This is a genomic window from Yoonia sp. I 8.24 (assembly GCF_022096995.1).
GTDB lineage: Bacteria > Pseudomonadota > Alphaproteobacteria > Rhodobacterales > Rhodobacteraceae > Yoonia.
Window position 1 is genome coordinate 40,062 of record NZ_JACXGQ010000008.1, and the last position, 25,994, is coordinate 66,055.

The 25,994-nt window shown below is 55.6% G+C and carries 24 protein-coding genes; 17 read left to right on the forward strand and 7 right to left on the reverse strand.

Annotation, left to right across the window (positions count from 1 at the left end; translation table 11 throughout):
- Positions 1 to 19 precede the first annotated feature (19 nt).
- From Yoon_RS15065 to Yoon_RS15135, 15 genes are all read left to right on the forward strand, one after another.
- Entirely contained in the window at positions 20 to 802 is a 783-nt protein-coding gene (locus tag Yoon_RS15065; protein WP_238113292.1) for an ABC transporter ATP-binding protein, read from the forward strand.
- Complete coding sequence (locus Yoon_RS15070; protein ID WP_238113293.1) at positions 795 to 1,223, forward strand: GNAT family N-acetyltransferase; 429 nt, start codon at positions 795 to 797, stop codon at positions 1,221 to 1,223. The genes Yoon_RS15065 and Yoon_RS15070 overlap by 8 nt, the downstream gene beginning before the upstream one ends.
- Positions 1,220 to 2,140, forward strand: a complete 921-nt coding sequence (locus tag Yoon_RS15075; protein WP_238113294.1) for an ABC transporter permease — start codon at positions 1,220 to 1,222, stop codon at positions 2,138 to 2,140. The genes Yoon_RS15070 and Yoon_RS15075 overlap by 4 nt, the downstream gene beginning before the upstream one ends.
- The gene (locus tag Yoon_RS15080; protein ID WP_238113295.1) at positions 2,137 to 2,988 is read left to right on the forward strand and encodes an ABC transporter permease; all 852 of its coding nucleotides are present in this window, start codon (positions 2,137 to 2,139) and stop codon (positions 2,986 to 2,988) included. The genes Yoon_RS15075 and Yoon_RS15080 overlap by 4 nt, the downstream gene beginning before the upstream one ends.
- A gap of 43 nt (positions 2,989 to 3,031) precedes the next feature.
- A complete protein-coding gene (locus Yoon_RS15085) occupies positions 3,032 to 4,018 on the forward strand; it encodes an ABC transporter substrate-binding protein (RefSeq protein WP_238113297.1) in 987 nt (328 codons plus the stop codon).
- A gap of 612 nt (positions 4,019 to 4,630) precedes the next feature.
- Positions 4,631 to 5,461 carry a 3-methyl-2-oxobutanoate hydroxymethyltransferase gene (panB, locus tag Yoon_RS15090; protein WP_238113299.1) on the forward strand — a complete coding sequence of 277 codons (831 nt, stop codon included), beginning with the start codon at positions 4,631 to 4,633 and terminating at the stop codon, positions 5,459 to 5,461.
- A complete protein-coding gene (gene panC, locus Yoon_RS15095) occupies positions 5,458 to 6,300 on the forward strand; it encodes a pantoate--beta-alanine ligase (RefSeq protein ID WP_238113301.1) in 843 nt (280 codons plus the stop codon). The genes panB and panC overlap by 4 nt, the downstream gene beginning before the upstream one ends.
- A gap of 120 nt (positions 6,301 to 6,420) precedes the next feature.
- Positions 6,421 to 7,356 carry a glycosyltransferase family 2 protein gene (locus Yoon_RS15100; protein WP_238113303.1) on the forward strand — a complete coding sequence of 312 codons (936 nt, stop codon included), beginning with the start codon at positions 6,421 to 6,423 and terminating at the stop codon, positions 7,354 to 7,356.
- 33 nt (positions 7,357 to 7,389) lie between these two features.
- Positions 7,390 to 7,764 (forward strand): GtrA family protein, encoded by a 375-nt coding sequence (locus Yoon_RS15105; protein ID WP_238113305.1) that lies wholly within the window; start codon positions 7,390 to 7,392, stop codon positions 7,762 to 7,764.
- Positions 7,765 to 7,803: 39 nt separating this feature from the next.
- Positions 7,804 to 9,576, forward strand: a complete 1,773-nt coding sequence (locus Yoon_RS15110) for a hypothetical protein (RefSeq protein WP_238113307.1) — start codon at positions 7,804 to 7,806, stop codon at positions 9,574 to 9,576.
- A gap of 9 nt (positions 9,577 to 9,585) precedes the next feature.
- Positions 9,586 to 11,586 (forward strand): hydantoinase/oxoprolinase family protein, encoded by a 2,001-nt coding sequence (locus Yoon_RS15115; protein WP_238113309.1) that lies wholly within the window; start codon positions 9,586 to 9,588, stop codon positions 11,584 to 11,586.
- A 95-nt stretch (positions 11,587 to 11,681) separates the two neighbouring features.
- The gene (locus Yoon_RS15120; protein WP_238113311.1) at positions 11,682 to 12,290 is read left to right on the forward strand and encodes a CDP-alcohol phosphatidyltransferase family protein; all 609 of its coding nucleotides are present in this window, start codon (positions 11,682 to 11,684) and stop codon (positions 12,288 to 12,290) included.
- A 13-nt stretch (positions 12,291 to 12,303) separates the two neighbouring features.
- Positions 12,304 to 13,503, forward strand: a complete 1,200-nt coding sequence (locus Yoon_RS15125) for an ABC transporter substrate-binding protein (protein WP_238113312.1) — start codon at positions 12,304 to 12,306, stop codon at positions 13,501 to 13,503.
- Positions 13,504 to 13,527: 24 nt separating this feature from the next.
- On the forward strand, positions 13,528 to 15,219 hold the full coding sequence (locus tag Yoon_RS15130) for an ABC transporter permease (RefSeq protein ID WP_238113313.1): 1,692 nt from the start codon (positions 13,528 to 13,530) through the stop codon (positions 15,217 to 15,219).
- Positions 15,212 to 15,853: an ATP-binding cassette domain-containing protein gene (locus tag Yoon_RS15135; RefSeq protein WP_238113314.1), complete on the forward strand. Its 642-nt coding sequence runs from the start codon at positions 15,212 to 15,214 to the stop codon at positions 15,851 to 15,853. The genes Yoon_RS15130 and Yoon_RS15135 overlap by 8 nt, the downstream gene beginning before the upstream one ends.
- On the opposite strand, the gene Yoon_RS15140 is transcribed toward Yoon_RS15135, so the two are convergent.
- Positions 15,850 to 16,932, reverse strand: a complete 1,083-nt coding sequence (locus tag Yoon_RS15140; RefSeq protein WP_370642188.1) for a class I SAM-dependent RNA methyltransferase — start codon at positions 16,930 to 16,932, stop codon at positions 15,850 to 15,852. The two genes, Yoon_RS15135 and Yoon_RS15140, sit on opposite strands and share 4 nt — an antisense overlap.
- Positions 16,933 to 16,997: 65 nt before the next feature.
- The gene (locus Yoon_RS15145) at positions 16,998 to 17,762 is read right to left on the reverse strand and encodes a methyltransferase domain-containing protein (RefSeq protein ID WP_238113316.1); all 765 of its coding nucleotides are present in this window, start codon (positions 17,760 to 17,762) and stop codon (positions 16,998 to 17,000) included.
- 62 nt (positions 17,763 to 17,824) lie between these two features.
- Here Yoon_RS15145 and gloB point away from each other — a divergent pair, with 62 nt between their 5' ends.
- Both gloB and clpA read left to right on the forward strand, forming a co-directional pair.
- Positions 17,825 to 18,601, forward strand: a complete 777-nt coding sequence (gene gloB / locus Yoon_RS15150; protein ID WP_238113317.1) for a hydroxyacylglutathione hydrolase — start codon at positions 17,825 to 17,827, stop codon at positions 18,599 to 18,601.
- Positions 18,602 to 18,780: 179 nt separating this feature from the next.
- On the forward strand, positions 18,781 to 21,105 hold the full coding sequence (gene clpA / locus Yoon_RS15155; protein WP_238113318.1) for an ATP-dependent Clp protease ATP-binding subunit ClpA: 2,325 nt from the start codon (positions 18,781 to 18,783) through the stop codon (positions 21,103 to 21,105).
- 43 nt (positions 21,106 to 21,148) lie between these two features.
- Here clpA and Yoon_RS15160 read toward each other — a convergent pair whose 3' ends face one another.
- The 5 genes from Yoon_RS15160 to idi all read right to left on the reverse strand — a co-directional run bounded on the left by Yoon_RS15160 (position 21,149) and on the right by idi (position 25,974).
- On the reverse strand, positions 21,149 to 21,838 hold the full coding sequence (locus tag Yoon_RS15160; protein ID WP_238113319.1) for a dimethylsulfonioproprionate lyase family protein: 690 nt from the start codon (positions 21,836 to 21,838) through the stop codon (positions 21,149 to 21,151).
- A gap of 74 nt (positions 21,839 to 21,912) precedes the next feature.
- The gene (locus Yoon_RS15165) at positions 21,913 to 23,619 is read right to left on the reverse strand and encodes a peptidoglycan -binding protein (protein WP_238113320.1); all 1,707 of its coding nucleotides are present in this window, start codon (positions 23,617 to 23,619) and stop codon (positions 21,913 to 21,915) included.
- A 3-nt stretch (positions 23,620 to 23,622) separates the two neighbouring features.
- Positions 23,623 to 24,705, reverse strand: coding sequence for a biopolymer transporter ExbB (locus Yoon_RS15170; protein WP_238113460.1), 1,083 nt, complete (start codon positions 24,703 to 24,705; stop codon positions 23,623 to 23,625).
- Positions 24,706 to 24,858: 153 nt separating this feature from the next.
- Positions 24,859 to 25,389 (reverse strand): gamma-glutamylcyclotransferase, encoded by a 531-nt coding sequence (locus tag Yoon_RS15175; RefSeq protein WP_238113322.1) that lies wholly within the window; start codon positions 25,387 to 25,389, stop codon positions 24,859 to 24,861.
- A gap of 57 nt (positions 25,390 to 25,446) precedes the next feature.
- Positions 25,447 to 25,974, reverse strand: a complete 528-nt coding sequence (idi, locus tag Yoon_RS15180; protein ID WP_238113324.1) for an isopentenyl-diphosphate Delta-isomerase — start codon at positions 25,972 to 25,974, stop codon at positions 25,447 to 25,449.
- Positions 25,975 to 25,994: the final 20 nt, after the last annotated feature.

A 25,994-nucleotide genomic window follows, 5' to 3' on the forward strand; every position in this document is an offset into this window, starting at 1 on the left:
AAAAGAAAGTACGAGAGCAGTGAGCCAGCAAACGATCATTAACGCGCAGGGACTTGACCTGACGTTCCAAACCAACGACGGCCCAGTGCATGCGCTTAAGGACGTGAACCTAGAAATCAATAAGGGTGACTTTGTCAGTTTTATTGGCCCGTCTGGCTGCGGGAAAACCACGTTCTTGCGCTGTATGGCGGGGTTGGAAACCCCAACCGCTGGTACGCTCACAGTGAACGGGATGACCCCCGAAGAAGCCCGCAAAGCGCGCGCTTATGGCTATGTGTTTCAGGCGGCAGGGCTATACCCGTGGCGCACGATTGGCGGCAATATTCGCCTGCCGCTTGAAATCATGGGCTTTAGTAAAGGCGATCAAGCTGCGCGAGTGGAACGGGTGTTAGAACTGGTTGATCTGGCCGGGTTTGAAAATAAATTCCCATGGCAGCTCTCTGGGGGGATGCAGCAGCGCGCGTCTATTGCGCGTGCGCTGGCGTTTGATGCCGATATTTTGCTGATGGATGAACCCTTTGGTGCGCTTGATGAAATCGTGCGTGACCACCTGAATGAACAGCTTTTGCAGCTTTGGGCGCGGACCGAAAAAACCATTGGATTTGTCACACATTCGATACCAGAGGCGGTTTACCTGTCGACAAAGATCGTTGTGATGTCCCCACGCCCGGGCCGGATCACCGATGTGATCGAAAGCCCCTTGCCGAAAGAGCGTCCCTTGGACATTCGCGATAGTGCTGAATTCATCGAAATTGCGCACCGCGTGCGTGACGGTCTGCGCGCGGGGCATTTGGATGGGTGAAACAACAATACGGCGCGCGGTCGCCGCTGATGGCCCGTCCTGCGGTGCCATAGTGAACGGTTGGATCGATAGAACCTCTTGGATGCCGCGCACGCTTGCCCCAGATGCAATTGTTGATGCGTTGACCAAGGGGTTCCCCATGCGCGAGGCCTATGTGCTCGGTGATCCTGTCGAAGGGTATTTGTCGCTTGATCCTGCGGAAAGCCATATTTGGGGTTTTTACGTTGAAAACACAGGGCAGGGGGGCGGCGCCGCCTTGTTGGCCCGGGCCAAAGAAAACCGCGACTATCTTAAGCTCAACACACATGCCGCAAATGATCGGGCACATAGGTTCTATCGCCGACATGGATTTATTCAGATCGGGGATGCTTGGATGGGCGAGGATGGCATTGACGAAATCACGATGGAGTGGAACCGATGAAATCCATTCTTCCTGTTCTGACGGTTGTTGGCGCGATCCTAATGCTTTGGGTATTGGCCGTTGTGCCGATGAATATGCATTTGACCGCGGATCAGGCACAGCGTGATGGGGTGGTTGTGTCACCCGATACGCCTGCCGCGCGGCAAGAGTACACTGGCCTTGGTCTGACTCTGCGTAATCCAAGCCTTATCGCCGCGACATTCGTCCAAGAGCGCCCACGTCTTCCTTCGCCGCATCAGGTGGCCGTTGAGATGTGGAACACGATTGTACTTAAAAAAATCACTTCAAAACGGTCACTGGTCTATCACGGTTGGGTCACGCTTTCGGCGACTTTGCTGGGCTTTGGAATCGGAACCAGTCTTGGCATTCTGCTGGCCGTAGGGATCGTTTACAATCGCGCGATGGATATGAGCGTGATGCCATGGGCCATCGCCAGCCAGACAATTCCGATCCTCGCGCTTGCGCCGATGATCATTGTGATGCTGGGATCTATCGGCATTCAGGGATTGTTCCCTAAGGCGATTATTAGTGCCTACCTCAGCTTTTTCCCCGTCGTCGTCGGCATGGTCAAAGGTCTGCGTAGCCCCGATGGCATGCAGCTTGATTTGCTGAGGACCTATCACGCGAGCCCGTCGCAGGGGTTCTGGAAACTCCGGCTCCCGGCCTCTGTGCCCTATTTGTTTGCTTCGCTAAAGATCGGCATTTCGGCGTCGCTTGTCGGCGCGATTGTCGCGGAATTGCCAACAGGTGCACGCGCCGGTTTTGGGGCGCGGATGCTGGTTGGCGATCAATACGGGCAACCGTTGGTGACATGGGCGGCGCTTTTTGCAGCCGCCATCACAGCAGCGGCATTGGTCGGGTTGTTTAGTCTGTTGGAACGTCTGACCCTGCGTCGGATGGGGATGGTGCAGGCATGATTTGGGCAGGTATTATTGGTGCGTTGGGCATTTGGGCTGTGGGTTGGTTTGTCAACACGCGGTTAGCAAATGGGCCGCAGTCAAACATGCGTTTTGTGCAAATTTTGGCGCCTATCATCTTTGGCGTGACTTTGCTGTTGATGTGGGAATGGCTGGTACGGATGCTTGATATCTCGGCCGTCATCCTGCCGGCGCCTTCGATCATTGGCGAACGGTTGATGCAAGAGGGGCCTCGACTTTGGGCCGATTTTGAACAGACCGTCATCAAAGGTGCGGCGACAGGGTACATCATCGGTGGGATCGCTGCCTTTGGCGTCGCAATCCTTGCGGATCGGTCCGAATTCTTGACGCGCGGCATTCTGCCCGTGGGTGGATTTATGGCCGCACTGCCCATTGTCGGCACCGCGCCTATCTTTGTGAAATGGCTGGGCAGCGATTGGGAATCCAAAGCCGCCGTTGTGGGCGTCATGGTGTTTTTCCCTATTTTGGTGAACACGGTTGCTGGATTGCGGGACACGACGGTCATGCAGCGCGACCTGATGCGCACATACGGCGCAGGCTATTGGCCGACATTGTTTAAACTGCGACTGCCTGCCGCAATGCCGTTTATTTTTAACGGGTTGAAAATTGCCACAACCCTAGCGCTTATTGGTGCCATCGTTGCTGAATTTTTCGGCTCTCCGACGGTTGGGATGGGGTTTCGTATCTCAACAAGTGTCGGGCAGCTTGCGTTAGATATGGTCTGGGCTGAAATTGTCATAGCCGCGATTGCTGGCAGTTCACTTTATGGGCTGATGGCGTGGATCGAAGGGCGGGTCACATTCTGGCACCCGTCACAAAGGAAATAACACGAATGCCCGCAAATGGGCGCTAACTGACTTGGAGGTCAAAATGAAAAAACTTATGACAGCGGCGGCGCTTGCCGCAGGTCTTGGCAGCCCGGCGATTGCGGGCGAAAACGATGTGACGCTGCAATTGCAGTGGGTCACACAGGCACAGTTTGCGGGCTATTACGTCGCACTTGATCAAGGTTTCTACGAGGCCGAAGGTCTTGACGTGACAATTCTGCCCGGCGGCCCAGACATCGCACCTCCGCAAGTTTTGGCCGGTGGCGGCGCTGACGTGATGCTGAACTGGATGCCATCCGCACTGGCCGCCCGTGAAAAAGGTCTGCCAGTTGTGAACATCGCGCAGCCGTTCAAAACATCAGGTTTGATGCTGACATGCTGGAAGGATTCCGGCATTGAAAGCGTCGCAGACTTCCCTGGTAAAACCATCGGTGTTTGGTTCTTTGGTAACGAATATCCGTTCCTATCATGGATGTCACAAGAAGGCATTTCTACCGATGGCGGCGAAGACGGTGTCACCGTTCTTAAGCAAGGCTTTAACGTTGATCCGCTGCTGCAACGTCAGGCTGATTGTATTTCGACAATGACGTACAACGAATATGGTCAGGTGCTTGATGCAGGTGTTTCCCCGGATGAGCTGATCACATTTGCCTACGAAGATCAGGGTGTTGCGACGCTTGAAGATGGCATTTACGCGCTGGAAGAGAACCTCGAAGATCCGGAGTTCGTTGACAAAATGGTCCGCTTCGTGCGTGCGTCCATGGAAGGTTGGAAATGGGCCGAAGCAAACCCAGAAGCCGCCGCTGGCATCGTGCTAGATAACGATGAAACAGGTGCGCAGACCGAAGCCGCACAAATCCGCATGATGGGTGAAATCGCCAAGCTGACCGCAGGGTCAAACGGCGCTTTGGACCCAGCTGACTACCAGCGCACCGTTGATACGCTGCTTGCTGGCGGTTCTGATCCTGTGATCTCTGCCGCGCCGGAAGGCGCTTGGACAAGCGTCATCACCGATGCAGCGCTGAACTAAACTATGTTATGGCCCGCCGCGGATATGATCCGGGGCGGGTTTTCTTTTCGGTGTCTTGGGTTCCACCAATGCATTGAAAACAGACAGTGTTTATCGTCAAGTTTCCGGAACGATTTCCCCAAACAAACCAACAATCAGACGCGACAGCATTTCGCGGCGAATGTCGGGTTTGAGCCCTTGTTGACAGAACAGGCCGAACCGATGAGACTTTTCTGAATACAATGATTTGGCGTAAAGAATGAAAATTGCGAGAAGATTGGGTGTTGGCGTCGTCATCGTCGTTGGTTTGATCTGGTTGATCGATAAGGCTTTTCTTCAGGTAGACAGTTGCTTGGATTCGGGGGGCCGTTGGGACGAAGCCACAAAAAGTTGCGACTTTGGAGAGTAAGGCTTGCACTTCTCATGAAGTCGCTTCGTCCGCACAGCAGACATTAGCATCGATCGTTGTGAATGGTTGCGTTCGTGGTGTTTGTAGCCCCAAGTTTACTTGCCCTTCACCAGTATTTCCCTTCAACGTTGGGTAAAATCAACTTTGTCGCATCGCTAGATGCTGGAAAGCGCGTGGTTTCGCTGGTAACGGGGGTTAACTTTCGTATCCGTTTGGAGGACCAGATGAGCGCAACCGCAAAAAAACGAGCCCCTTTGCCCGTTGATATTCTGGCGGCAAAAGGCGGCACGCCTTTGGTCAGCCTGACTGCCTATACAACGCCAATGGCGCAGATGATGGATGATCACTGTGACTTTGTTTTGGTGGGCGACAGTGTTGGCATGGTTCTACATGGGTTGCCGTCGACGCTTGGCGTGACGATGGAGATGATGATCATGCATGGTCAGGCCGTCGCACGCGGGTTGAATAGCGCGATGATGGTGATCGATATGCCGTTTGGGTCCTACGAGGAAAGCCCCGAGCAAGCGTTTCGCAACGCGGCACATCTGATGCGTGAAACAAGCGCAGGCGCGGTGAAGCTTGAAGGCGGCGTTGCAATGGCAGAAACTATCGCGTTTCTTGTTGATCGCGGCATTCCTGTGATGGCGCATGTCGGGCTTACGCCGCAGTCGGTGAACACGCTAGGTGGCTACAAGGTTCAAGGGCGGGGCAATACTGGCGCGACCGCATTGATCGCTGATGCCCAAGCCGTCGCTGATGCCGGGGCCTTTGCCGTTGTGCTCGAAAAAGTGCCTGAAAACCTTGCCAATGAAATCACCGACACGATTGAAATCCCGACCATCGGGATCGGCGCAAGTGCGGGCTGTGACGGACAAATTCTTGTCGTGGACGACATGCTGGGCCTGTTCACCGCGTTTAAGGCGAAGTTCGTGAAACGCTACGCGCATCTTGGCGATGATGCAGAGAAAGCGATCGCGGCCTATGCTGATGAAGTTCGCGCGCGTAGCTTTCCTGCACCCGAGCATATTTTTGCAGACAAGGCCCCCAAGACATGATCGCACCGATTGAGCGGACCCTTGCGGGGTTACGTGCGCAGACAGCCATTTGGCGCAAAGCTGGCGAAACTATTGGTGTCGTTCCCACGATGGGGGCGTTGCATCAGGGGCATTTGTCGCTGGCGCGTGCCGCGCGCAAAACCTGCGACCGCGTGATCGTGACGATTTTTGTGAACCCCAAGCAGTTCAACAATCCTGATGATCTTGAAAACTATCCGCGCACGGAACATGACGACGCGCGCAAATTGGAATCTACGGGTGTGGATCTGATCTATGTGCCTGACGCGGATCAGATTTACCCTGACGGGTTCGCGACGACGGTCACCGTGTCCGGGCTGACGGATATGCTATGCGGTGCGACCCGCCCGGGTCATTTTGACGGCGTCGCGACTGTCGTTCCCAAGCTGTTCTTACAATCAAGCGCGGACAAAGCGTTTTTTGGCGAAAAAGACTATCAGCAGTTGCAGATCGTGCGCCGTCTGGCCAAGGATTTGGACATCCCGATCGAGGTCGTCGGCTGCCCGACCATCCGCGAAGAAGACGGGCTTGCGATGTCTTCGCGCAACCTGTTGTTGTCAGATCGCTCACGCGTATTTGCCCCGATCCTTGCCGAGGTGATGGAAGATTTGCGTGATCAGTTGCTTACAGGCGCCGCTATGACAGAGGTCGGCGCCGAAGCACGTGCTCGCATCTTTGCCGCGGGTTTCAATGATATCGACTATCTTGAATTGCGCGATGGGACCGATCTTGGGCTGTTGAACAAAACCGAACCCGGCGCGCGGCTGTTTGCGGCAGCATGGTTGGCGGGCGTGCGTTTGATCGACAATATCGCGGTTTAGACTGCGGCAGCATTGCCACCCGTTTTTGTCCACAAAAGGCGGTATGAAGTTATCACTGTTAAGGTTTTGATTGCTCATTTATACAGCAGTCTAATGTAAGCCTAATGACGGACCGTTCACGTGTCTCAATCCGATGATAAAGTCGTAGTTCTGATTCCCTGCTATAATGAGGCCAAGCCGATTGGCCTTGTCGTTGCGGACTTCAAAAAGGCGCTGCCGGGCGCGGATATCTATGTCTACGACAACAACTCTTCGGATGACACGGTCGCCGTGGCCAAGGCCGCAGGTGCAATTGTCCGCTCAGAGCCGCAACAGGGCAAAGGTAATGTCGTGCGCCGGATGTTTGCAGATATCGACGCGGATATTTACGTGCTGGTTGATGGCGACAACACCTACGAGGCTGGCGCCGCAGGCGCGATGATTGCCAAGCTTAGACAGGAATCGCTTGATATGGTCAGCGGTTGCCGCGTGACCGAAATTCAAGAGGCTTACCGCCCCGGCCACCGTCTTGGGAACTGGATGCTGACAGGTTTAGTTGCCGCGATTTTTGGTCGTCGGACCAGCGATATGCTGACCGGATACCGGATTTTCTCGCGTCGTTTCGTCAAAAGCTTCCCTGCGCTTTCGCATGGGTTTGAGATCGAAACAGAATTGACCGTGCACGCGCTTGAACTGCGGATGCCCATCGCGGATCACGACACGGTCTATATCGACCGCTTGCCGGGGTCCGACAGCAAATTGAATACAATTCGCGACGGGGTGCGCATTTTGAAGGTGATTGTATCGCTGGTCAAAGAAGAACGGCCTTTGCCGTTTTTTGGCGGTATTGCGGTGCTTTTGGCGCTGTTGTCCGTGATCATCGGCTACCCGATCTTAACCGAATTTGTTGCATCCGGATTAGTGCCACGTGTTCCTTCGGCAATTTTGGCCTCTGCAATCATGATCATCGCAACCCTGTCATTCATGGCGGGCTTGATCTTGGATACTGTCACTCGCGGACGCCGCGAGATGAAGCGCCTTGCCTATCTGTCCCATCCTGCGCCGCGCGACGGCTAGATCGCGATGCGCACGGGCCTTGTCGGGCAAATCATGCGCTTTGGAGTAGTTGGCGCCGTGGGCTTTGTTGTCGACGGCGGCGCGCTGTGGATTTTCTTATCATCGGGGCTAAACCCCTATATCGCGCGGGCGCTATCGTTCCCCTTGGCCGTTGTCGTCACATGGGGCCTGAATCGGGTGTGGACATTTGGGAGTGCTGGAAGGTCTGGGAAACGCCGACAGTTTAACCGCTACCTCGCAGTGCAATTGGTCGGGACGGCAATTAATTACTGTGTATACACAAGCGTAATTCGTACATTCGGCGCTGACGCCCAGGTGATCATCATTGCTTTCATATCGGGGTCGTTTGTGGGTATGTTTCTCAACTTTTGGGGCGCGCGCCAGATCGCGTTTCGCGACATTGATTAAGATGATATGCACTGCGCCAAATCAACAAAGGATGCCGTTATGAAAAGCACTCCCGTCTTGCGCATCCTGCGTGACAACGCATTTTTACTTGTGATTCTGGCAGCTTTGGCACTGGTTATCGGTAAAGCCGCCGTTGACGGGATGACGCTGCGCGAAGATTTTGGGACCAAAGGCAACGATGACGTTATGCGGCTGCTGTCCGTGCGCGACTGGCTTGCTGGGCAAGGCTGGTATGAGGTCCGGCAATACCGGTTGATCCCGCCAGAAGGTGTGTCACTGCATTGGTCGCGCTACATTGATGCGGGAATTGCGGCCATTATCGTGCCCATGTCATGGTTCTTTAGCCCCGAGACTGCCGAGCAAATTGCCGTGACAGCTTGGCCGACGCTCATCATGGTTCTCACTTTGTTGATCATCGGGTTTGGCACACGGCGGGTTTTTGGTGTCACTGCGGCCTGTTTCGCGATGGTGTGCACGGTGATCTGGCCGTTGACGGCTGATTTACATACGAGTGCAGGCAACCTCGATCATCACAACGTTCAGTTTCTGATGATGGTGATCATGGCCTTTGCCGTGATTTGGCCAAGCCGCCCGATTATGGCCGGTATAATCGGTGGGTTTGCAGGTGCGTTTTCGTTGGCCGTTGGGCTTGAAAGCCTTGTGTTTATCGTGGGCGTCGGGACGGTTCTTTTGGTGCATGCTGTATTTGCGGCCACCCGACAGACCCGGCATACACTGATCGCATTTTGTCTTGCGCTTGGGGCAGGAAGCACCGTGTTCTGGCTTGGTCAAACCGGGCCTGATATCCGCATGGATTTGATGTGTGATCAACTGGCCCGACCAACCTTGAGCCTGGTTGCGATCGCAATGGCGGCAAGCCTGCTATCCGTCGCTGTCGCTGGGGCGCAAGTCCGACCGATCCGCAGTCTTGGCGTCGCGGCGGTGGTTACTGCGGGCGGGCTTGCGCTTGCATGGCCCATGCTGGCGCATTGTCTTGCGGGGCCCTACGCACAGATTCCATCGGACCTGCAAGAATTGATCAGCACGCAAATTACCGAAGCAAAACCGGGGATCGTCTACGCAATTTCAAAACCTGCGGTCGCGTTGGTCTTTGTGCTCCCGATCTTTTCGGCGTTGATTTTTGGCGCAATACTTTGGGTGCAAACACGTCGCGATCCAATGGGTAAACCGATAGGTCTGCTGCTGATATTATGTCTGATCGGGCTGCCGATGATGCTTTTACAGATGCGGACAGTCATTATCGCGGCCAGCGTGGTGCCGATGATTGGCGGCGTGGTGATTGCCCATTATGGACGAAGCTATTTCACAACCCGCGACCTGAAAGATGGATTGCTTGCACTGGTTATTGCCATTTTGATTGTGTCGCCGGTGACGGTTGTTCAGGCATTGATGCCTCTGCTTCCGTCTAGCAACAGCACGGCTGTCGCTACACAGGACAATTGCCGCAGCTATACCTCCTTGAATGCACTAAACGATGTCCCGCCGGCCGTCATTCTATCGCATGTCAATTACGGCCCTTCATTGATGTGGGCGACGCATCACGCGGCCATTTCAGCCCCTTATCATCGCAGCACCGCCGCCTTTATGAATGGGATTGTTCCGTTCCAGATGGAAGCAGAGGAGATGAAAGCCTATTCGCAAAACACGTCCGCGACCCATCTGCTTTTATGTCGCGGCTATTCTTACAAAAGCATATTTGTGCGCGGCTTAGCGATGGGCGAAACGGCGGATTGGTTGCGCCCTGTTCCCCTGTCAAATGACGAACAAATGCTGTTTGAAATAGTGCGGTAGCTGAGACCGATGGCGTATCTCTTGGGTGTCGACACGGGCGGAACATATACAGATGCGGTCGTCTTGCACGAGGCATCAGACACCGTTCGGGCAACCGCAAAGGCGCTGACGACGCGCCCCGATTTATCCATTGGTGTCGGTGCCGCAATTGATAGGGTGCTTGCAGATGCGCATGTGACCCCATCAGACATTGCAATGGTTTCCCTGTCGACCACATTGGCCACCAACGCATTGGTCGAAGGACACGGCGGCAGTGTCGCCTTGATTGCGATTGGGTTCGAAGAGGCCGATTTACGGCGTGCGGGCCTGAATGACGCAATGGGTGGTGACCCGGTTATTGCGTTAAACGGTGGCCATAATCACGGCGGTGTTGAAATAGCTCCGCTCGACTTGGTTGCATTGAATACAGCGTTAGAAGGGCTTGATCCTGGGGTAACGGCATTTGCAGTCGCCGCAAGTTTCGCAACCCGCAATCCAGCCCATGAAGTCGCAGTCCGCGATGCCATTCGCGGGTACTCCGGCAAGCCGGTTACGTGCTCGCACGAGCTGTCACAGGGGTTGGGTGGTCCAAAACGCGCGTTGACCGCAGTGTTAAATGCCCGCCTGATTGGGCTTATTGATGGGCTGATTTCATCGTGTGAAGCGCATCTGCGCGCCCGTAGTATAGGTGCGCGTCTGATGGTCGTGCGCGGGGACGGGGCACTGATTTCCTCGGATGTTGCGCGCGAAAAACCCATTGAAACCATCTTAAGCGGACCAGCCGCATCGGTTGCTGGTGCAAGCTGGCTGACTGGTGAAAACAACGCGCTGGTCAGCGATATTGGCGGCACCACCACAGATGTTTGCTTGCTCCAGGATGGGTGCCCACAGATTGACCCGCGCGGCGCGCGGGTCGGTCCGTTTCGCACCATGGTCGAAGCTGTTGCGATGCGCACGACGGGCTTGGGTGGCGATAGCGAGGTCCATATAACTGACGGTCTGAATGGCGGGTTACATTTGGGTCCGCGCCGATTAATGCCCTTGTCATTGGCGGCCGTGCAGTTTCCGGAATTGGTTCATGCAGCCTTAGATCGCGCATTGGCACATGACGTTCCGCCTGCGGATGGTGGTCAACTTGTCATTCCCGTGTGGAAAACGATGCCGCAAGGATTAGATGCGCGCGAAACAACGATTGCACAGCGGTTAGCGGCGGGACCTTTGCGGCTGGGCGAGGCCGTTCAGACACGTAATGAGAACCCGGCGCTCGGGCGCCTGATCAAACGCGGCTTTGTGATGCTCGCGGGGCTTACCCCCTCGGATGCGGCGCATGTGTTGAATCTCGCGCAGAGTTGGGACAAGTCTGCGGCAATCAAGGCCGCGACTTTGTTTGCGCGTCGCCGCAATGGCAGCGGGCAGCGTGTAGCTGCTGATCCCGCGACGCTGGGGCAGATGATTGTCGACCAATTGGTTGCGCAAACCGTTGACTGTTTATTGCAAGCCAGCTTTGCACAGGATGGTTTTGCGGATGATCCGGCTGCGCTGACCCAACATGCGCTCACACGTGCAGGGCTCAACAGGCATCAGGGAATTTTACAGATGCAGTTGAGCCTTGGCGTGCCTGTCGTTGGGCTTGGGGCGTCGGCTGCGACATATTACGGCGCAGTCGGCGATCGGCTTGGTGCGCAGATGGTCTTACCCAAACATGGGGAAGTGGCCAATGCGATTGGTGCGGTCGTTGGGCAGGTGCGGGTTTCTGTGACGGGATCGTTGGTCGCGTCTGACAATGGCGGCTTCACGGCCCATCTTCCCGACGGGCCGCAGCATTATGATAATCAAGAGGTCGGATTGGCTGCGCTTGAAGCAGGCCTATCTGCACATGTTACGGCCAAGGCCCAAGCCGCCGGGGTTGACGCCCCCCGGGTAAGCGTGGATCGCGATATAAAGCAGGCCAAAATAGCGGACAAACACATGTTCATAGAAGCTATTTTGCGGGTCACCGCATCTGGGCGTCCGCGTATCGCAACTGGCTAATGTGTCAAAAAACGGTGGTTGTCTCACATTCGTGTCAGCCTGATTGCACCGCTTGGCGGCATCGGCGACAAGATGTGGACTTAAGGGATGGAAGAATGCTCGACCGCTATGCACGCCAATTGATTGACCCGCCATTGAACAGGCTGGGCCGCGGTATTGCTGCGATAGGCATGACTGCGAATAGCGTGACGTTGATTGGCTTAGGGCTGGGGCTATTCGCGGCGCTTGTCATCGCGCTTGGCGCGCCAATGTTGGCGCTTATCCCGCTGCTGGCAAGCCGCATGGCCGATGGACTGGATGGCGCGGTGGCTAGGGCGACCAAGAAAACCGACTTTGGTGGCTATCTCGATATTACGGCCGACTTTTTGTTTTATGGGGCCATTCCCATGGGCTTTGTCTGGCTATCGCCCATCGCCAATGGCGCGGCGGGGGCGTTCTTGCTGACGGCGTTCTACTTCAATGGCGCGAGCTTTCTGGGCTATGCAGTCTTGGCTGAAAAACATGGGCTTAAGACGGATGCGCAGGGGCAAAAGTCGCTCTATTACTCCAATGGCATTCTCGAAGGCACAGAAACCATCGTGTTTTTTGTGCTGCTTTGCCTATTGCCCGACTATTTTGCCCCGCTTTCGTGGGCATTTGGCGCGCTTTGTTTCGTGACGGCGAGCCTGCGGATCTATGCCGCAAAACAGATTTACACTGCATAAAGGATACCTCTTGATGAAACATCTCTCTGTTTTGGCCGCACTGCTGGCCCCCTTGCCAGCGCTCGCTGATGTCGATCCAGCCGATTGGGATGCCGTGATTGCGGCTGCAGACGGACAAACCGTTTACTGGAACGCATGGGGTGGATCGACAACAACCAACGAATTCATCGCATGGGTCGGGGACCGGGTTGCGGCCGAATACGGGGTGACGTTAGAGCATGTAAAGCTAACGGATACCGCAGATGCGGTGACCCGCGTTTTGTCTGAAAAGCAGGCCGGCGAAGATGACGACGGCGCGATTGATATGATTTGGATTAACGGGTCGAACTTTGCGGCGATGAAAGATGCCGACCTGCTGTTTGGTCCCTATGCCGAAAGCTTGCCAAACTGGGCGCTGGTTGATGTTGATGGCAAAGCCGTGCAAACAGATTTCACAGTGCCAACGGACGGATACGAAAGCCCGTGGGCCATGGCGCAGGTCGTTCTCGTGCATGACACGGCAACCATGCCGGAAACACTCGGGTCAATGCAGGCCTTGCTCGAATGGGCGCAGGAAAACCCCGGTCGCTTTAGCTATCCGCAGCCACCGGATTTCTTGGGCACGACGTTTCTAAAACAGGTCTTGGTCGACATCTTGGAAGACCCTGACACGTTGCAAGTGCCTGCAACAGACGAAAACTACGATGCGGTGACAGCTCCGCTTTGGGCCTATCTGGATGCATTAACTCCGCATCTATGGCGTGATGGCAAAGCCTATCCTGCGACGGGCACGGCCATGTTCCCGCTGATTGCAGATGGGGAAATTGATCTTTCGATCTCGTTCAGCCCCGGTGCGGCCTCAACCGCGATTGCGAACTATGAACTGCCTGACACTGTGCGCACATTCGTCTTGGACAACGGCACAATCGGCAACGCGTCCTTTGTCGCGATTCCCTATAATTCAGGGTCTAAAGAAGGGGCAATGATTGTCGCCGATTTCCTGATGTCCCCGGAGGCCCAAGCGCGCGCCCAAGACCCAGCGGTATTGGGATATGGCACAGTTCTAAATATGGAAGCATTGACCGAAGCAGACCGCGCCGTATTTGACGGGCTGGAACTAGGCGTCGCGACCCTCACACCTGCTGAATTAGGCGCTATTCAAGCAGAGCCGCACCCAAGCTGGATGACACGCATCGCGGATGATTGGGCGCTGCGGTATGGTGTTGCGCAATAACATGATTGCGGGGCGTGTGATCTAATGCGGCGTCCCGTTTTGCCAGCTCTTCCTGCGTTGACGCTTTTGCTGATGCTTGGCCCGGTTGCTGCCGGGCTATGGGGCGCATTGCTTCCTGCCTTTGGGCATTTGCCTGCGGCTGGGCTAACCGGGCCGTCGCTATATCCGTTTCACGCTGTCTTGGATTGGCCTGGCCTGCCGCGCGCGGCATTGTTATCCATCACAACCGGGGTTGGCGCGACGGTTATCTCGCTTTGCGCGGTAATGCTATTGCTGGCTGGCTGGTCAGGCACACGCGCATTTCGGACGTTAGAACGGCTACTTTCGCCGCTTCTTTCGGTTCCACATGCCGCCGCCGCGTTTGGGCTGGCTTTCTTGATTGCGCCCTCAGGTTGGATTGCGCGGCTGGTGTCGCCAGCGATCACAGGCTGGGACCGTCCGCCTGACGTCTTAATCGTTCAAGACCCTTTGGGCCTATCGATGATGGCTGGGCTTATCGTCAAAGAAATACCATTTTTGATCCTGATCAGCATTGCCGCCCTTGGTCAGGCGCAAAGCCAAAGCAGTATTAAGATTGCTCAAGCCTTGGGCTATGGTCGGATCACGGGCTGGATGAAAACTGTATTCCCAAGGGTCTATGCGCAGATCAGGTTGCCGGTCTATGTCGTGCTGGCCTATGCGATGTCAGTCGTCGACGTGGCCGTGATTTTGGGGCCGAACACGCCACCAACATTATCCGTACAGATCGTAAAATGGATGTCGGATCCCGATCTTGACATGCGGCTATTGGCGGCGGCAGGTGCGCTGTTGCAGCTTGGGTTGGTGATCGGCGTATTGGTCCTATGGCGGGTGGCCGAAGGCATTATCGCCAAGCTTGGACAGGGCTGGGTGGCAAGGGGTGCGCGCGGTAAATTCGATCCTATTCTTGCCCAAGGAGCACTATTTTTTGGCGGAGTTTCATCTGCAGCTGTTTTCCTTGGGCTGGTTGTTCTTACGATTTGGTCGTTTGCTGGGTACTGGGGTTTTCCAGACGCATTCCCGGATGGGTTTACGCTGCGCAATTGGATGCGGCACGGGCCGGGCGCGCTCGCGGCCTTAGGCGAAACCGCCGTGATCGCCGTGACGGTTTCTATTGTGGCGCTTGCGCTGACCATCGGCTGCCTAGAGGCTGAGTACCGCTACGGTTTGCGGGTCACGCAGCGCGGCATTTGGTTGCTCTATCTGCCGCTGCTCATACCGCAAACGGCATTTTTGCCGGGGCTACAGACGCTCATGCTGGGCATTGGCGCCGAAAACGGGCGCTTTCCTGTCATGCTGGCGCATTTGGTTTTTGTACTTCCCTATGTGTTTTTGTCACTCTCAGCCCCGTTTCGGGCGTGGGATGTGCGCACGGGCACTGTTGCTGCGGCGCTTGGCGCAAGCCCGGATGCGGTGTTGTGGCGGGTACGTTTGCCGATGCTGTTGCGCCCGATCTTAACAGCGCTCGCGGTCGGGTTAGCTGTTTCAGTTGGGCAATACCTACCAACATTGTTGATTGGCGGTGGCCGGGTCACGACACTGACAACCGAAGCTGTCGCATTGGCATCAGGGGCGGATCGCCGGGCGATCGGAGTTTACGGCCTCTTGCAAACCGGGGCGGCATTGCTGCCCTTTGCGCTGGCGCTTGCGTTCCCGGCGATGCTGTGGAGCAACCGAAAAGGATTACGCGATGGATAAGGGTCTATTCCTGCGGAATATCGAAATTTCTAGCCAGAAAGGGCGATTGCTAACCGTATCACATGACATTGCACCGGGTGCGGTCCTATCCGTTATGGGGCCGTCGGGTGTTGGGAAGTCAACCTTGCTTGCGTTTATCACAGGGACCCTGCCTGCGGATTTTTCTGCGCAAGGGTCTGTGATGTTAGACGGTCAGGATATTACGGGTTTACCCGCGCATAAGCGCCGGGTTGGCATCTTGTTCCAAGATGACCTGCTTTTCCCGCATCTTTCGGTTGGGGCGAATTTGGCCTTTGGCCTCGCGCCCGGTGGCACCAAGACTGAGCGACGCGATAAGATCGCGCAGGCGCTGATTGAGGTTGATCTCGCCGGATTTGAAGATCGTGATCCCGCCACGCTTTCTGGTGGGCAAAAGGCGCGCGTTGCCTTGATGCGTATGCTGCTATCAGAGCCCTGTGCGTTACTGTTGGATGAGCCATTTTCGCGCCTTGATGCCGCCTTACGTGCGCAGGTGCGTGACTTGGTCTTTGCCCGTGCAAAGGCGCGGTCGCTGCCGGTGCTGATGGTGACCCATGATGCAGATGACGCGCAAGCCGCAGGCGGCCCGATCATTACGCTACAAGCGCAAAGCTAAAGTGGACCAGTTTGGAAGAGCCAGACCTTGAGCCCACCATGTGGGACGGGTGGCCCTTTGGGTTTAAAGGGCAGAGCAGTTGCCTTGGCCAAACCGGCATCGCTGGTAACAATCCCAACGCGCCATCCCGCAAAGCGCTCTTTCAAGGCCTTCCCAAGACTTCCATAAAGCCCGAATAGCAACTTCGGGTTGCCAATCCGTCCGCCGTAAGGCGGGTTGCAGACAATTAGGCCGGGCGGGCCGTCGGGGCGCTGTAAATCCGTGACGGGGTGGTTTTGAAAGGTGATCAGATCATCCACACCGGCGCGCTTTGCATTTGCTTGGCTCATTCGGATAGCGCCCGCATCGCGATCACTGCCGAAAAACCGCTGCTCTGTCTCTGTCGGGGATTGCGCGCGCATCTGCGCCCATTGGTCTGGGTCAAAACTAGCCAATTGTTCAAACGCGAAACTGCGGGTGCGCCCCGGATCAAGCCCACGCGCGATTTCAGCGGCTTCTATTAAGAAGGTGCCCGAACCGCACATCGGGTCTAACACGGGCATATTTCCATCATATCCGCATTCACGCAAAAACAATGCCGCGAGCGTTTCACGCATTGGCGCCTTGTTGACGGCCTCCTTGTGTCCGCGTTTGTGCAGGCTTTCACCCGAGGTATCGATGCTGATCGTCACCCGGTTGTCGTCGATCCGGGCCTTAATCACGATGGTCGCATCTGCGCTGATGGTCATTGCATGGCTTTCGCGCAATGCGGTTTCGATCCGCTGGGTTGCTGCCCCGGCGTGGTAGATTTTGGATTTACGACTTGTCGATACTTCGACCCGAACAGGCAGTTTAGGGTCTAAAATATCACCCCAAGGGAATTTGCGCGCGCGCTTATCTAGCTGCGCAAGGTGAAACGCCATGAACGACCCAACCCGCGCCAAAACACGCGTGGCACCGCGCATCTTGAGATTGGCGCGCCACACATCCGGCCAACCGCCCATAAATGTCACGCCGCCTTGGGTCAGCTTAGCGTCGGCAAAACCGTTTGCGATGGCTTCGGCATGTAGCGCGGGCTCAAGCCCCGGGGTGCCGGTCATAAATATTTCGAATTGATCCATTCCATGTGCATGACCCGAAACTGTAGAGGCATGCAAGCAAGAGATTAGGTTGGCTTGCGCGCGGTTTCAGGTTTTGGTGCCGGTTTTGCGATACCTTCAAGGACCCGCAAGGGGCGGCGCACTGTTGCTGTCAGCCCGCTTGGTGGTGATGCGGCCTTTTGCTTGCTGACCTCGATCATCAAAACCCCACCCGCCGCGATGAGCGGCATTGCATGACCAACCCGTTCGATCAGCCCGGCAGATTTGCGCCAGATGCGCCCGCTTGATGGGGGCTGATAAAGGGTTGATAGCGTGCGTTCCGTGACGAACTGGTGTTGGCGTAGCTGCGCTTCGAGCTGGCCAAGCGAATAGGGGCGCCCATAGCCAAACGGTGTTTTATCTGACCGCGACCAAAGCCCAGCCCGGTTTGGCACGACAAATACGGCCCGCCCGCCTGGCCCCAGCACCCGCCATGCTTCATCCAGAAGGGCAGTGGGCTGTTCGGTAGTATCAAGCCCATGCATCATCACCAGCTTATCAACTTGTCCGGTATCAATCGGCCACAGGGTGTCTTCGCACAGCACGCTTTGGTTCTTTTCGCCCGGTGGCCATGGCATCACGCCCTGCGGTCCCGGCATTAACCCGATCACCCGGCGCGCGTCTTTCAAGAAGGGACGCAACAGCGGAACGGCAAAGCCAAACCCAACCACCATTTGGCCCTGTGCTTCGGGCCAGATTTGCATCAACTCATCGCGGATCACCTTTTGCGCGGCTCGCCCAAGCGCGCTGCGATAGTAGAATTGACGCAAATTCAAGACATCGAGATGCATTGCGGTTGTAGTTCCTTGGGCAAAGATTACGGTGAACCATACCAATAGAAAGGCACATTGCTATGAGAAACATGTCAAACGGGCTGGAATTGGTCACTGTGCCATGCCTCTCAGATAATTACGCGTTTCTCGTGCACAATAGTCAGAGCGATGAGACCGCGCTGATCGACGCGCCAGAGGCTGCCCCGATTCAAGCCGCATTGGATGCGCGTGGTTGGGTGTTGACCGATATCGTGCTGACCCATCACCACCCTGACCATATTGACGGCGTTGATGCGTTGCGTGGGACAGCGCGTGTGATCGGGGCCAAGGCCGACGTACACCGGTTGCCCGCTTTGGATTTCGCGATTGCCGAGGGCGAAGATCTGACCCTTTGCGGCACAAAGGCGCAAGTGTTCGACGTATCAGGGCACACGCTTGGGCATATCGCGATTTATCTGGCTGAACCGGGCTATGCGTTTACCGCCGATAGTTTGATGGCGCTTGGCTGTGGACGGTTGTTTGAAGGGACGCCCGCGCAGATGTGGGACAGCTTGCAAAAACTGCGCGCACTGCCCGATGATACGCTTGTCTGTTCGGGACACGAATACACCGAAGCGAACGCGCGATTTGCGCTGGCCCTTGATCCTGAGAACACGGCGCTTATCTCAAGGGGGATACAAATTACTGCTGCGCGTGCGGCAAGCGAGCCTACAGTTCCGTCCCTTTTAGGCGATGAAAAGCGGACAAACCCGTTTTTGCGCGCTGATGACCCGGCGCTTAAGGCTGTTTTGGGGATGGATTCTGCAAGTGATGCTGATGTCTTTGCCTATATTCGCGCGCAAAAAGACAAGTTTTGACCGGTGATTGATTGGATACCTGCTGAAAATTGCATAAAAAATGAGGTTTCACGCGTTTTGTGAAGCCAAATTTAAAAAAAGTCCTTGAAGGTTCCGTCATAAAACCAAACCTTAAGGATAAGAGGCCACGTTGGTTGGTGCCACGGCACCCGCTGACCCCGATATGAAGGAGCACACCAGTGCCATCATTTTCAACAACACTCGAGCAAGCCATTCATGGGGCCTTGGCCCTTGCCAATGATCGCAAGCATGAACTTGCCACGCTAGAGCATCTTTTGCTCTCGTTGATTGATGAACCCGACGCGGCGCGCGTAATGCGCGCGTGTTCGGTGAACCTTGATGATTTGCGCAAAGATTTGGAAGATTTCATTGATGATGATCTATCGACGCTGATCACTGATGTTGAAGGCTCTGAAGCGGTGCCAACAGCCGCATTCCAACGCGTTATCCAGCGCGCGGCGATCCATGTGCAATCCTCAGGCCGCAGCGAAGTGACCGGCGCAAATGTGCTGGTCGCGATCTTTGCGGAACGTGAAAGCAACGCCGCCTATTTCCTTCAGGAACAGGAAATGACCCGCTATGACGCGGTGAATTTCATCGCGCATGGCGTGGCGAAAGACCCTGCATTTGGCGAACAACGCCCGGTATCCGGGTCTGCCGAGGAAGGTGAAACCATCTCGGCCGGTGAGGGCGAAGCAAAAGAAAGTGCGCTAGCGAAATACTGCGTTGATTTGAATGTGAAATCGTCGAAAGGCGACGTTGATCCGCTGATTGGCCGCAATCACGAGGTGGAACGCTGCATTCAGGTGCTCTGCCGCCGTCGCAAGAATAACCCGCTTTTGGTTGGCGACCCGGGTGTTGGTAAAACGGCAATCGCCGAAGGTCTTGCGCATAAGATCGTGAATAAAGAAGTGCCCGAGGTCTTGGCCGAAGCCACAATCTATTCGCTCGATATGGGTGCGCTTTTGGCAGGTACCCGGTACCGTGGTGATTTCGAAGAGCGGCTTAAAGCCGTGATGACAGAGCTCGAAGACCACCCTGATGCGGTGCTCTTTATTGATGAAATCCACACGATCATCGGGGCTGGTGCGACGTCGGGCGGCGCAATGGATGCGTCGAACCTGTTGAAACCTGCGCTGCAGGGTGGGAAACTGCGCTGCATGGGGTCAACGACTTATAAAGAATTCCGTCAGCATTTTGAGAAAGACCGCGCGCTTGCACGTCGGTTCCAGAAAATTGATGTGACAGAACCGTCGGTTCCGGATGCAGTGAAAATCTTGCAGGGGCTGAAACCCTATTTCGAAGAACACCATGGGATCAAATACACAGCCGACGCGATTAAGACGGCGGTGGAACTTTCCGCGCGCTATATCAACGACCGCAAGTTACCCGACAAAGCGATCGACGTCATTGACGAGGCGGGCGCGGCCCAGCATTTGCTGTCTGAATCGAAACGCCGCAAAACCATCGGCGCCAAGGATATTGAGGCCGTCATCGCGAAAATCGCGCGTATCCCGGCCAAAAACGTGTCGAAGGACGATGCAGAGGTTCTCAAAGACCTTGAGAAATCACTGAAACGCGTGGTCTTTGGCCAAGATACAGCGATCGAGGCCTTGTCATCCGCGATTAAGCTGGCGCGCGCTGGGCTGCGTGAACCTGAGAAACCCATCGGGAATTATCTGTTCGCGGGGCCAACCGGCGTTGGTAAAACCGAAGTTGCGAAACAGCTCGCGGATACGCTCGGTGTTGAACTCCTACGGTTTGATATGTCCGAGTACATGGAGAAACACGCTGTTTCGCGTCTGATTGGTGCGCCTCCGGGCTATGTTGGGTTTGACCAAGGTGGCATGCTGACTGATGGCGTGGACCAAAATCCGCATTGTGTGCTTTTGCTGGATGAAATGGAAAAAGCGCACCCAGATGTTTATAACATCTTGCTGCAGGTTATGGATCACGGGAAACTGACCGATCACAACGGGCGCACGACCGATTTCCGCAATGTGATTTTGATCATGACGTCCAATGCGGGCGCGGCTGAAATGTCGAAAAACGCACTGGGCTTTGGTCGTGAATCGCGCGAAGGCGAAGATACAGCTGCGATTGAACGGGCGTTTACGCCTGAATTCCGCAACCGTTTGGACGCGGTCATTAGTTTTGGCGCGCTGCCAAAACCTGTGATCATGCAGGTCGTCGAAAAATTTGTGCTGCAGCTTGAGGCGCAATTGATCGATCGGAATGTACATATTGAGCTGTCTGCGGCTGCTGCGGAATGGTTGGCGGACAAAGGCTATGACGCCAAAATGGGCGCGCGACCACTTGGCCGTGTTATCCAAGAGCACATCAAAAAACCGCTGGCCGAAGAATTGTTGTTTGGCAAACTGGTCAAAGGCGGGATCGTGAAAGTTGGCGTGAAAAAAGGCGAGCTTGTGCTGCGCTACGAAGCACCTGAACAGGGTAAGATCACCGATGGTGGCGATAAACCCCCGCTGCTGACGGCTGAATAACCTAAGATATGCCCGCCAATTTGGCGGGCATTTTCTTTGGCACCTACTTTGCCTTGCGCGGGGCTGTAAGCTTCATTTGCGGCGACGCAAGCCGTTCCGCTGGACCAACCCAAGCATAGGCCAAAAGACATGGATCGCGGTCGCCTGTGGTAATGCGGTGCTCGTCGCCCGCGCGATTGTAAATGAGCGACCCCGGCGCATAGACCGCACTATTGTTTTCTGACCACGCGCCAGCCACCGACACATAGCTTTCTTCGATGTCTTGATGGCTGTGCTGTGGATAAGTCGTGTTGGGCGCGAATAAGACGAACCCCAAAATAAGCGTATCGCATTGCACAGGGCCCTGGGGCCCAAGGATTTCGCAGTATGCGTATTTTTGGCTCAGGGATTTTGTGACTTTTTCATAGCCGTATTCCCACGTCAGCGCGTCTTTGACTTCACGCAACGCGCGGGCAATCCCCTGCATCGTGCTGCGTTCTCCTAAATCCAATGCGCGTGGGAAATGGGCTGTCACTGGCTTTGTTAACGCAGAGCGGTGACGTAATTCAGGGTTCTGCGTCATGGCCGCTGAAAGCCGATCGCGGACACGTTTGCGGTGGCTGCGAATAGGGCCACTACCGCCGTCGGAGCCAAACCGGTAAAGCGCGTCAATCTCGCGCAGCAGATATAGCCAGTCGGGACTACTATGCAGTCGTTGAACGGAAGATAGGGTATCGGTTGATAGGTCTGTCATGATGCTTGCCCTGCACAAATGGACTGTGCAATCCAAGCATCAAATACCCTTGCTGCGCAAGTGCTTATGTCGTTTTAACGTTCAGTTAGCTTGAGCTCAATCCGCCGGTTCTGCGCGCGTGCTTCGGGCGTGTCTTCGGGGTTGATGGGCTGGAACTCACCAAACCCATTTGCCGCCAAACGGCGTGGGTCGATATCCAAATCCTCTGACATAAAGCGCACCACAGAAAGTGCGCGTGCTTGGCTGAGTTCCCAATTGTCACGGTAGCGACCGCCGCCGCTCACGGGGATGTTGTCGGTATGCCCGTCAACGCGGATGACCCAATCAATGCCAGATGGGATATCGTCAGCGATGCCACGTAAGATACCTGCAATATTTGCGATTTCAGCCTCGCCCAGCGCAGATAGGCGCGCGCTGCCGGGCTCAAAAAGAACCTCCGAAGAAAACACAAACCGGTCGCCTTCGATCCGCACGCGGTCTTGGCCTTCAAGGATTTGGCGCAGTTCGCCAAAGAAATCGGATTTAAACTGTTCGAGGTTCTGGGCTTCGGCCTGCAATCGCTCGGCCTCTTCGGCAAGGCGCGCTGCTTCGGCTTCAAGCCGAACACGTTCGGCCTCTTCGAGGGCCCGGCGCTGGCGTTCTTCGGAGACGACACGCGCCAACGCGGTGTTGAGCTGTGATCCAAGTGTTTCGATCTGGACCTGCGCCTCGCGGTCGGATTCTTCCGCGAGGTTAAGAAGGCTTTGCAAGCTTGCGACCTGTGTGCGCATTTCTGCGATCTGTTCGTTCATCAATGCGACTTGGCGCTGGCTTTCTGCGGAAAGCGCTTCTTCAGCTGCAAGGGCGTCGTTTGCGATCGCAATAAGCTCGGCTTGGCGTGCGGCTTCGGAGGTTCGCACATCTTGATCGCCTTGTACCTGTGCCAATGCGGCGCGGGCTTCGGCCAGTTCGCGTTGCAGCGCATCGTTTTCCCCTGCCGCTTGATTGCGTAGCGCGTCCAATTCAGATTGCGCGGCGCGGGCGGCGGCCAGTAAGGTCAGCGTTTCCTCGGCTTCGCGGCGTTGTTGCTCAAGGTTCAGTGTCATCGCCGTTAATTCGGTGTCGGCGTTGGCGAGCCGTTCGCGCAGGGCCTCGGCGGCGGCGGCATCCGCTAGCTGTGCGATTTCTAGTTCTGATAATTCTGCTGCCTGTTCTGACGCCACGGATTCTAGATCGGCAACCATTGATTCAAGTGCTTCGCGGCGCGCGGCAGCAAGGCGCGCTGCTTCGGCACCGCTGTCGATTTCTTCGCGGGCTTGGGCCAACGCGAGGTTCAGCGCGTCTTGATCGGACAACAGTTGCGATTTTTCGTCTTCTAGCGCGGTAATACTTGCAAGCGCGGCCGCCCGGTCGGATAGCAACCCTGCAACTTGCGCTTCGAACGCTGTGATGTCGGTTTGCGCTTGCGCTAATGCCGCGTCCTGTGCGTCCCGGTCGGCCAAAAGCGATACGATCCGATTGGCTTGTCGGGTGGATTCTGCGTTGGCAGCATCAAGATCGGCTGACAATGCAGTGTTGCGATCTTGCGCGAGCCCAAGGGTGCTGGCCAGCGCCGCGACCTCAATGTTGAGCGCTTCAAGTTCGCTTTCTTGGCCGGTAATCGTTTGGCGCAGCACAAATTGGATCACCATGAAAATGGTCAGCACAAACATCAACACCAGCAAGAGCCCAGTCATCGCGTCAACAAAGCCCGGCCAGATGGCGTTTTGGAAACGGTTGGATTTTCTGCGGCTCAGCGCCATGGGTTAGCCCCGTTCCCGGATCGCACTGGCCAGATTGGCCAGATCCATACGTAGATCGCCGATCGCTTCTTGGCGTCCAGCGGACATTTCTTCGAGGATGCGTAACATTTGCACGTCGATTGACCGCAGGCGCATCCGGCTTTCGGCGTCGATGCCTTCCATGCCGCTATCATCAAGCTTTTTGATCAGCTTTTCTTGCCCGTCTGCGATCCGTTCAAAGACGTTGTTATTGCTGCTTGCTGTTGTGATATGCGCAAGCTGTTCGACTGCGGCTGCAAGTTTGGCAAAGCGTTGATCGGTTTGTTCGCGATCCGCGTCGTTCTGGCCGATGGTCATCTGCATCGTGTCCATCAATTCGCTGAGCTGATCCGCGAATGCGTCAAGCCCGCCAATACCGGCGCCACCGCCTTCTTCGCCATCGATACCGACGCGCGTGATGGTCGACAGCCATTCTTCGAGTTCGCGGTAGAACCGATTTTGGCCGTGGCCAGCAAAGAGTTCAAGCAACCCGACAATCAGCGACCCAGCAAGCCCCAACAAAGAGCTGGAAAAGGCCGTGCCCATGCCGCCAAGCTGTGCTTCAAGCCCTGACTGCAAGCGCGCGAAAATATCCGCACCGCTTTCGCCTTCGCCGGGATTAAGCGAGCGAATGGTGTCGACCAAGGCCGGAACGGTTGTTGCAAGACCATAGAATGTCCCCAAAAGACCAAGAAAGATCAGGACATTCCCGATATAGCGGGTGATTTCGCGGTCTTCGTCGATCCGCTGCGCGACGGAATCAAGGATAGAGCGTCCTGAGCTGGATGATACTTGCGTGCGCGCGCCACGTGACCGCAACAATGTCGCCAAAGGCGCAAGCAATGACGGCGCTTTTGTAAAGTTGTGTCCGCCCGTTTCCTTGGCAAAATGTTCGATCCAGCCGACTGATTTCATCAGTTGGAAAACTTGATTGACGCAGGACAAAACCCCAAGCGCAAACACCGTCAGGATCACAGCGTTCAAATAGGGGTTGGAATTGTAGATCGCCATCAACTGACTAAGCCCAAGGTAAAACCCTGCCCCTACCAGCCCAAGAACGACGAGCATGAAAATGATTTGCCGAATTGGCTGCGAAAATTGCGGCTGCGCTTTGGCTTCCCGTTTGTCAGACAAGATGGGAGTCCTTATTCCTGAATTACCCTATCGCCTCATACCACTAACGGCGAAATACGGCGCATATAAATTATAATGGCGACCAATTCATGTTGCCGTCAAGGCACGCACCCGGTCGACAAGCCAAGTCATTTCGGCGTCGCGGATATTCATTTGGTCTAAATGGGCGGCGGTATTGTATAGGTATTCAGTATTTGGCCCGCGCCCACCAACCGCTGTCGCAATCATTTTCGCCTGTTTTTCAAGCGCGAATTGGCAATATTGTTCGTGTTCTGGGTCGATGACATAGGCCAGGGCGCGGATCGTTTCATCAGCGTCGGTTTTCAAATCGACATGTGCTTCGAAATAGGCCGAAGAGATCAACTCGCGTTCCCGTAACTCAGCAAGGACTCTGTTCTCTTCGTTCGGGGCGACCTGAAATGCTACGCCGGTACAGCGCGCGCCGGGGGCCGCATCAAGCGCAAGTACAAGACCTGGTTCTTCTTCTGACCCGCGATGGTGGATTGAAAGCATGCAAAAGCTGCGGTGATAGTCGTGTAAGCAGGCTTTGACCGTTTGTGCCGGGACAAAACCGGGGTTCCAGAGCAGTGATCCGTATCCGAAAACCCAAAGCGACATGATGCATTCCTTCTGATACAGCCCATAAACACCGGATTGGACTGGACGAAAAGCCCCTTAGCGGTCGCCGCCCAAAATCGTCGTAACGTGGTCACGAAGATAGATGTGCAGCCACGGAGTGTAGTTTTCGGGTGCGCGGGCCATATCGGCTGCAAGATCATTAAAACGGATCCACTGCGTCGCCATGACCTCCTCCGGGTTGGGGGTAAACGTCAGACTATCGGGCGCCTGACCCGTGAAAATCGCGACAACCTCATGCTCAATCAACCCATCGCCAACCTCGGCGCGGTATTCAATCGTGTCGCGGTAGGTCAGGGGGATACCGGTGATGCCTAGTTCTTCTTGCAGGCGCCGCTGTGCGCAATCCCCATCGGTCTCATTCCACAGCGGATGGGTGCAGCAGGTGTTCGCCCACATCCCCGGTGTATGGTATTTCTCTAGTGCGCGCTGCTGGATAAGCACATGCTCACCTTGCATCAAAAAGACGCTGACGGCCTTATGTTTCAGGCCCTTTTGGTGGACCTCTAATTTTTCAACGGGAGTAAGACCGCCATCTACCCACGCTGGAATCATTTGTTTTGACATAATCACAGCCCCAATGTGTG

What these genes read in the sequence shown, in the direction of transcription:
- Yoon_RS15070 (WP_238113293.1), top strand. Translation starts at nt 795, where the DNA reads ATGGGTGAAACAACAATACGGCGCGCGGTCGCCGCTGATGGCCCGTCC.
- Yoon_RS15075 (WP_238113294.1), top strand. Translation starts at nt 1,220, where the DNA reads ATGAAATCCATTCTTCCTGTTCTGACGGTTGTTGGCGCGATCCTAATG.
- Yoon_RS15080 (WP_238113295.1), top strand. Translation starts at nt 2,137, where the DNA reads ATGATTTGGGCAGGTATTATTGGTGCGTTGGGCATTTGGGCTGTGGGT.
- Yoon_RS15085 (WP_238113297.1), top strand. Translation starts at nt 3,032, where the DNA reads ATGAAAAAACTTATGACAGCGGCGGCGCTTGCCGCAGGTCTTGGCAGC.
- panB (WP_238113299.1), top strand. Translation starts at nt 4,631, where the DNA reads ATGAGCGCAACCGCAAAAAAACGAGCCCCTTTGCCCGTTGATATTCTG.
- panC (WP_238113301.1), top strand. Translation starts at nt 5,458, where the DNA reads ATGATCGCACCGATTGAGCGGACCCTTGCGGGGTTACGTGCGCAGACA.
- Yoon_RS15105 (WP_238113305.1), top strand. Translation starts at nt 7,390, where the DNA reads ATGCGCTTTGGAGTAGTTGGCGCCGTGGGCTTTGTTGTCGACGGCGGC.
- Yoon_RS15110 (WP_238113307.1), top strand. Translation starts at nt 7,804, where the DNA reads ATGAAAAGCACTCCCGTCTTGCGCATCCTGCGTGACAACGCATTTTTA.
- Yoon_RS15115 (WP_238113309.1), top strand. Translation starts at nt 9,586, where the DNA reads ATGGCGTATCTCTTGGGTGTCGACACGGGCGGAACATATACAGATGCG.
- Yoon_RS15120 (WP_238113311.1), top strand. Translation starts at nt 11,682, where the DNA reads ATGCTCGACCGCTATGCACGCCAATTGATTGACCCGCCATTGAACAGG.
- Yoon_RS15125 (WP_238113312.1), top strand. Translation starts at nt 12,304, where the DNA reads ATGAAACATCTCTCTGTTTTGGCCGCACTGCTGGCCCCCTTGCCAGCG.
- Yoon_RS15130 (WP_238113313.1), top strand. Translation starts at nt 13,528, where the DNA reads ATGCGGCGTCCCGTTTTGCCAGCTCTTCCTGCGTTGACGCTTTTGCTG.
- Yoon_RS15135 (WP_238113314.1), top strand. Translation starts at nt 15,212, where the DNA reads ATGGATAAGGGTCTATTCCTGCGGAATATCGAAATTTCTAGCCAGAAA.
- Yoon_RS15140 (WP_370642188.1), bottom strand. Translation starts at nt 16,932, where the DNA reads ATGACCGGCACCCCGGGGCTTGAGCCCGCGCTACATGCCGAAGCCATC.
- Yoon_RS15145 (WP_238113316.1), bottom strand. Translation starts at nt 17,762, where the DNA reads ATGCATCTCGATGTCTTGAATTTGCGTCAATTCTACTATCGCAGCGCG.
- gloB (WP_238113317.1), top strand. Translation starts at nt 17,825, where the DNA reads ATGAGAAACATGTCAAACGGGCTGGAATTGGTCACTGTGCCATGCCTC.
- Yoon_RS15160 (WP_238113319.1), bottom strand. Translation starts at nt 21,838, where the DNA reads ATGACAGACCTATCAACCGATACCCTATCTTCCGTTCAACGACTGCAT.
- Yoon_RS15165 (WP_238113320.1), bottom strand. Translation starts at nt 23,619, where the DNA reads ATGGCGCTGAGCCGCAGAAAATCCAACCGTTTCCAAAACGCCATCTGG.
- Yoon_RS15170 (WP_238113460.1), bottom strand. Translation starts at nt 24,705, where the DNA reads ATGCTCGTCGTTCTTGGGCTGGTAGGGGCAGGGTTTTACCTTGGGCTT.
- Yoon_RS15175 (WP_238113322.1), bottom strand. Translation starts at nt 25,389, where the DNA reads ATGTCGCTTTGGGTTTTCGGATACGGATCACTGCTCTGGAACCCCGGT.
- idi (WP_238113324.1), bottom strand. Translation starts at nt 25,974, where the DNA reads ATGTCAAAACAAATGATTCCAGCGTGGGTAGATGGCGGTCTTACTCCC.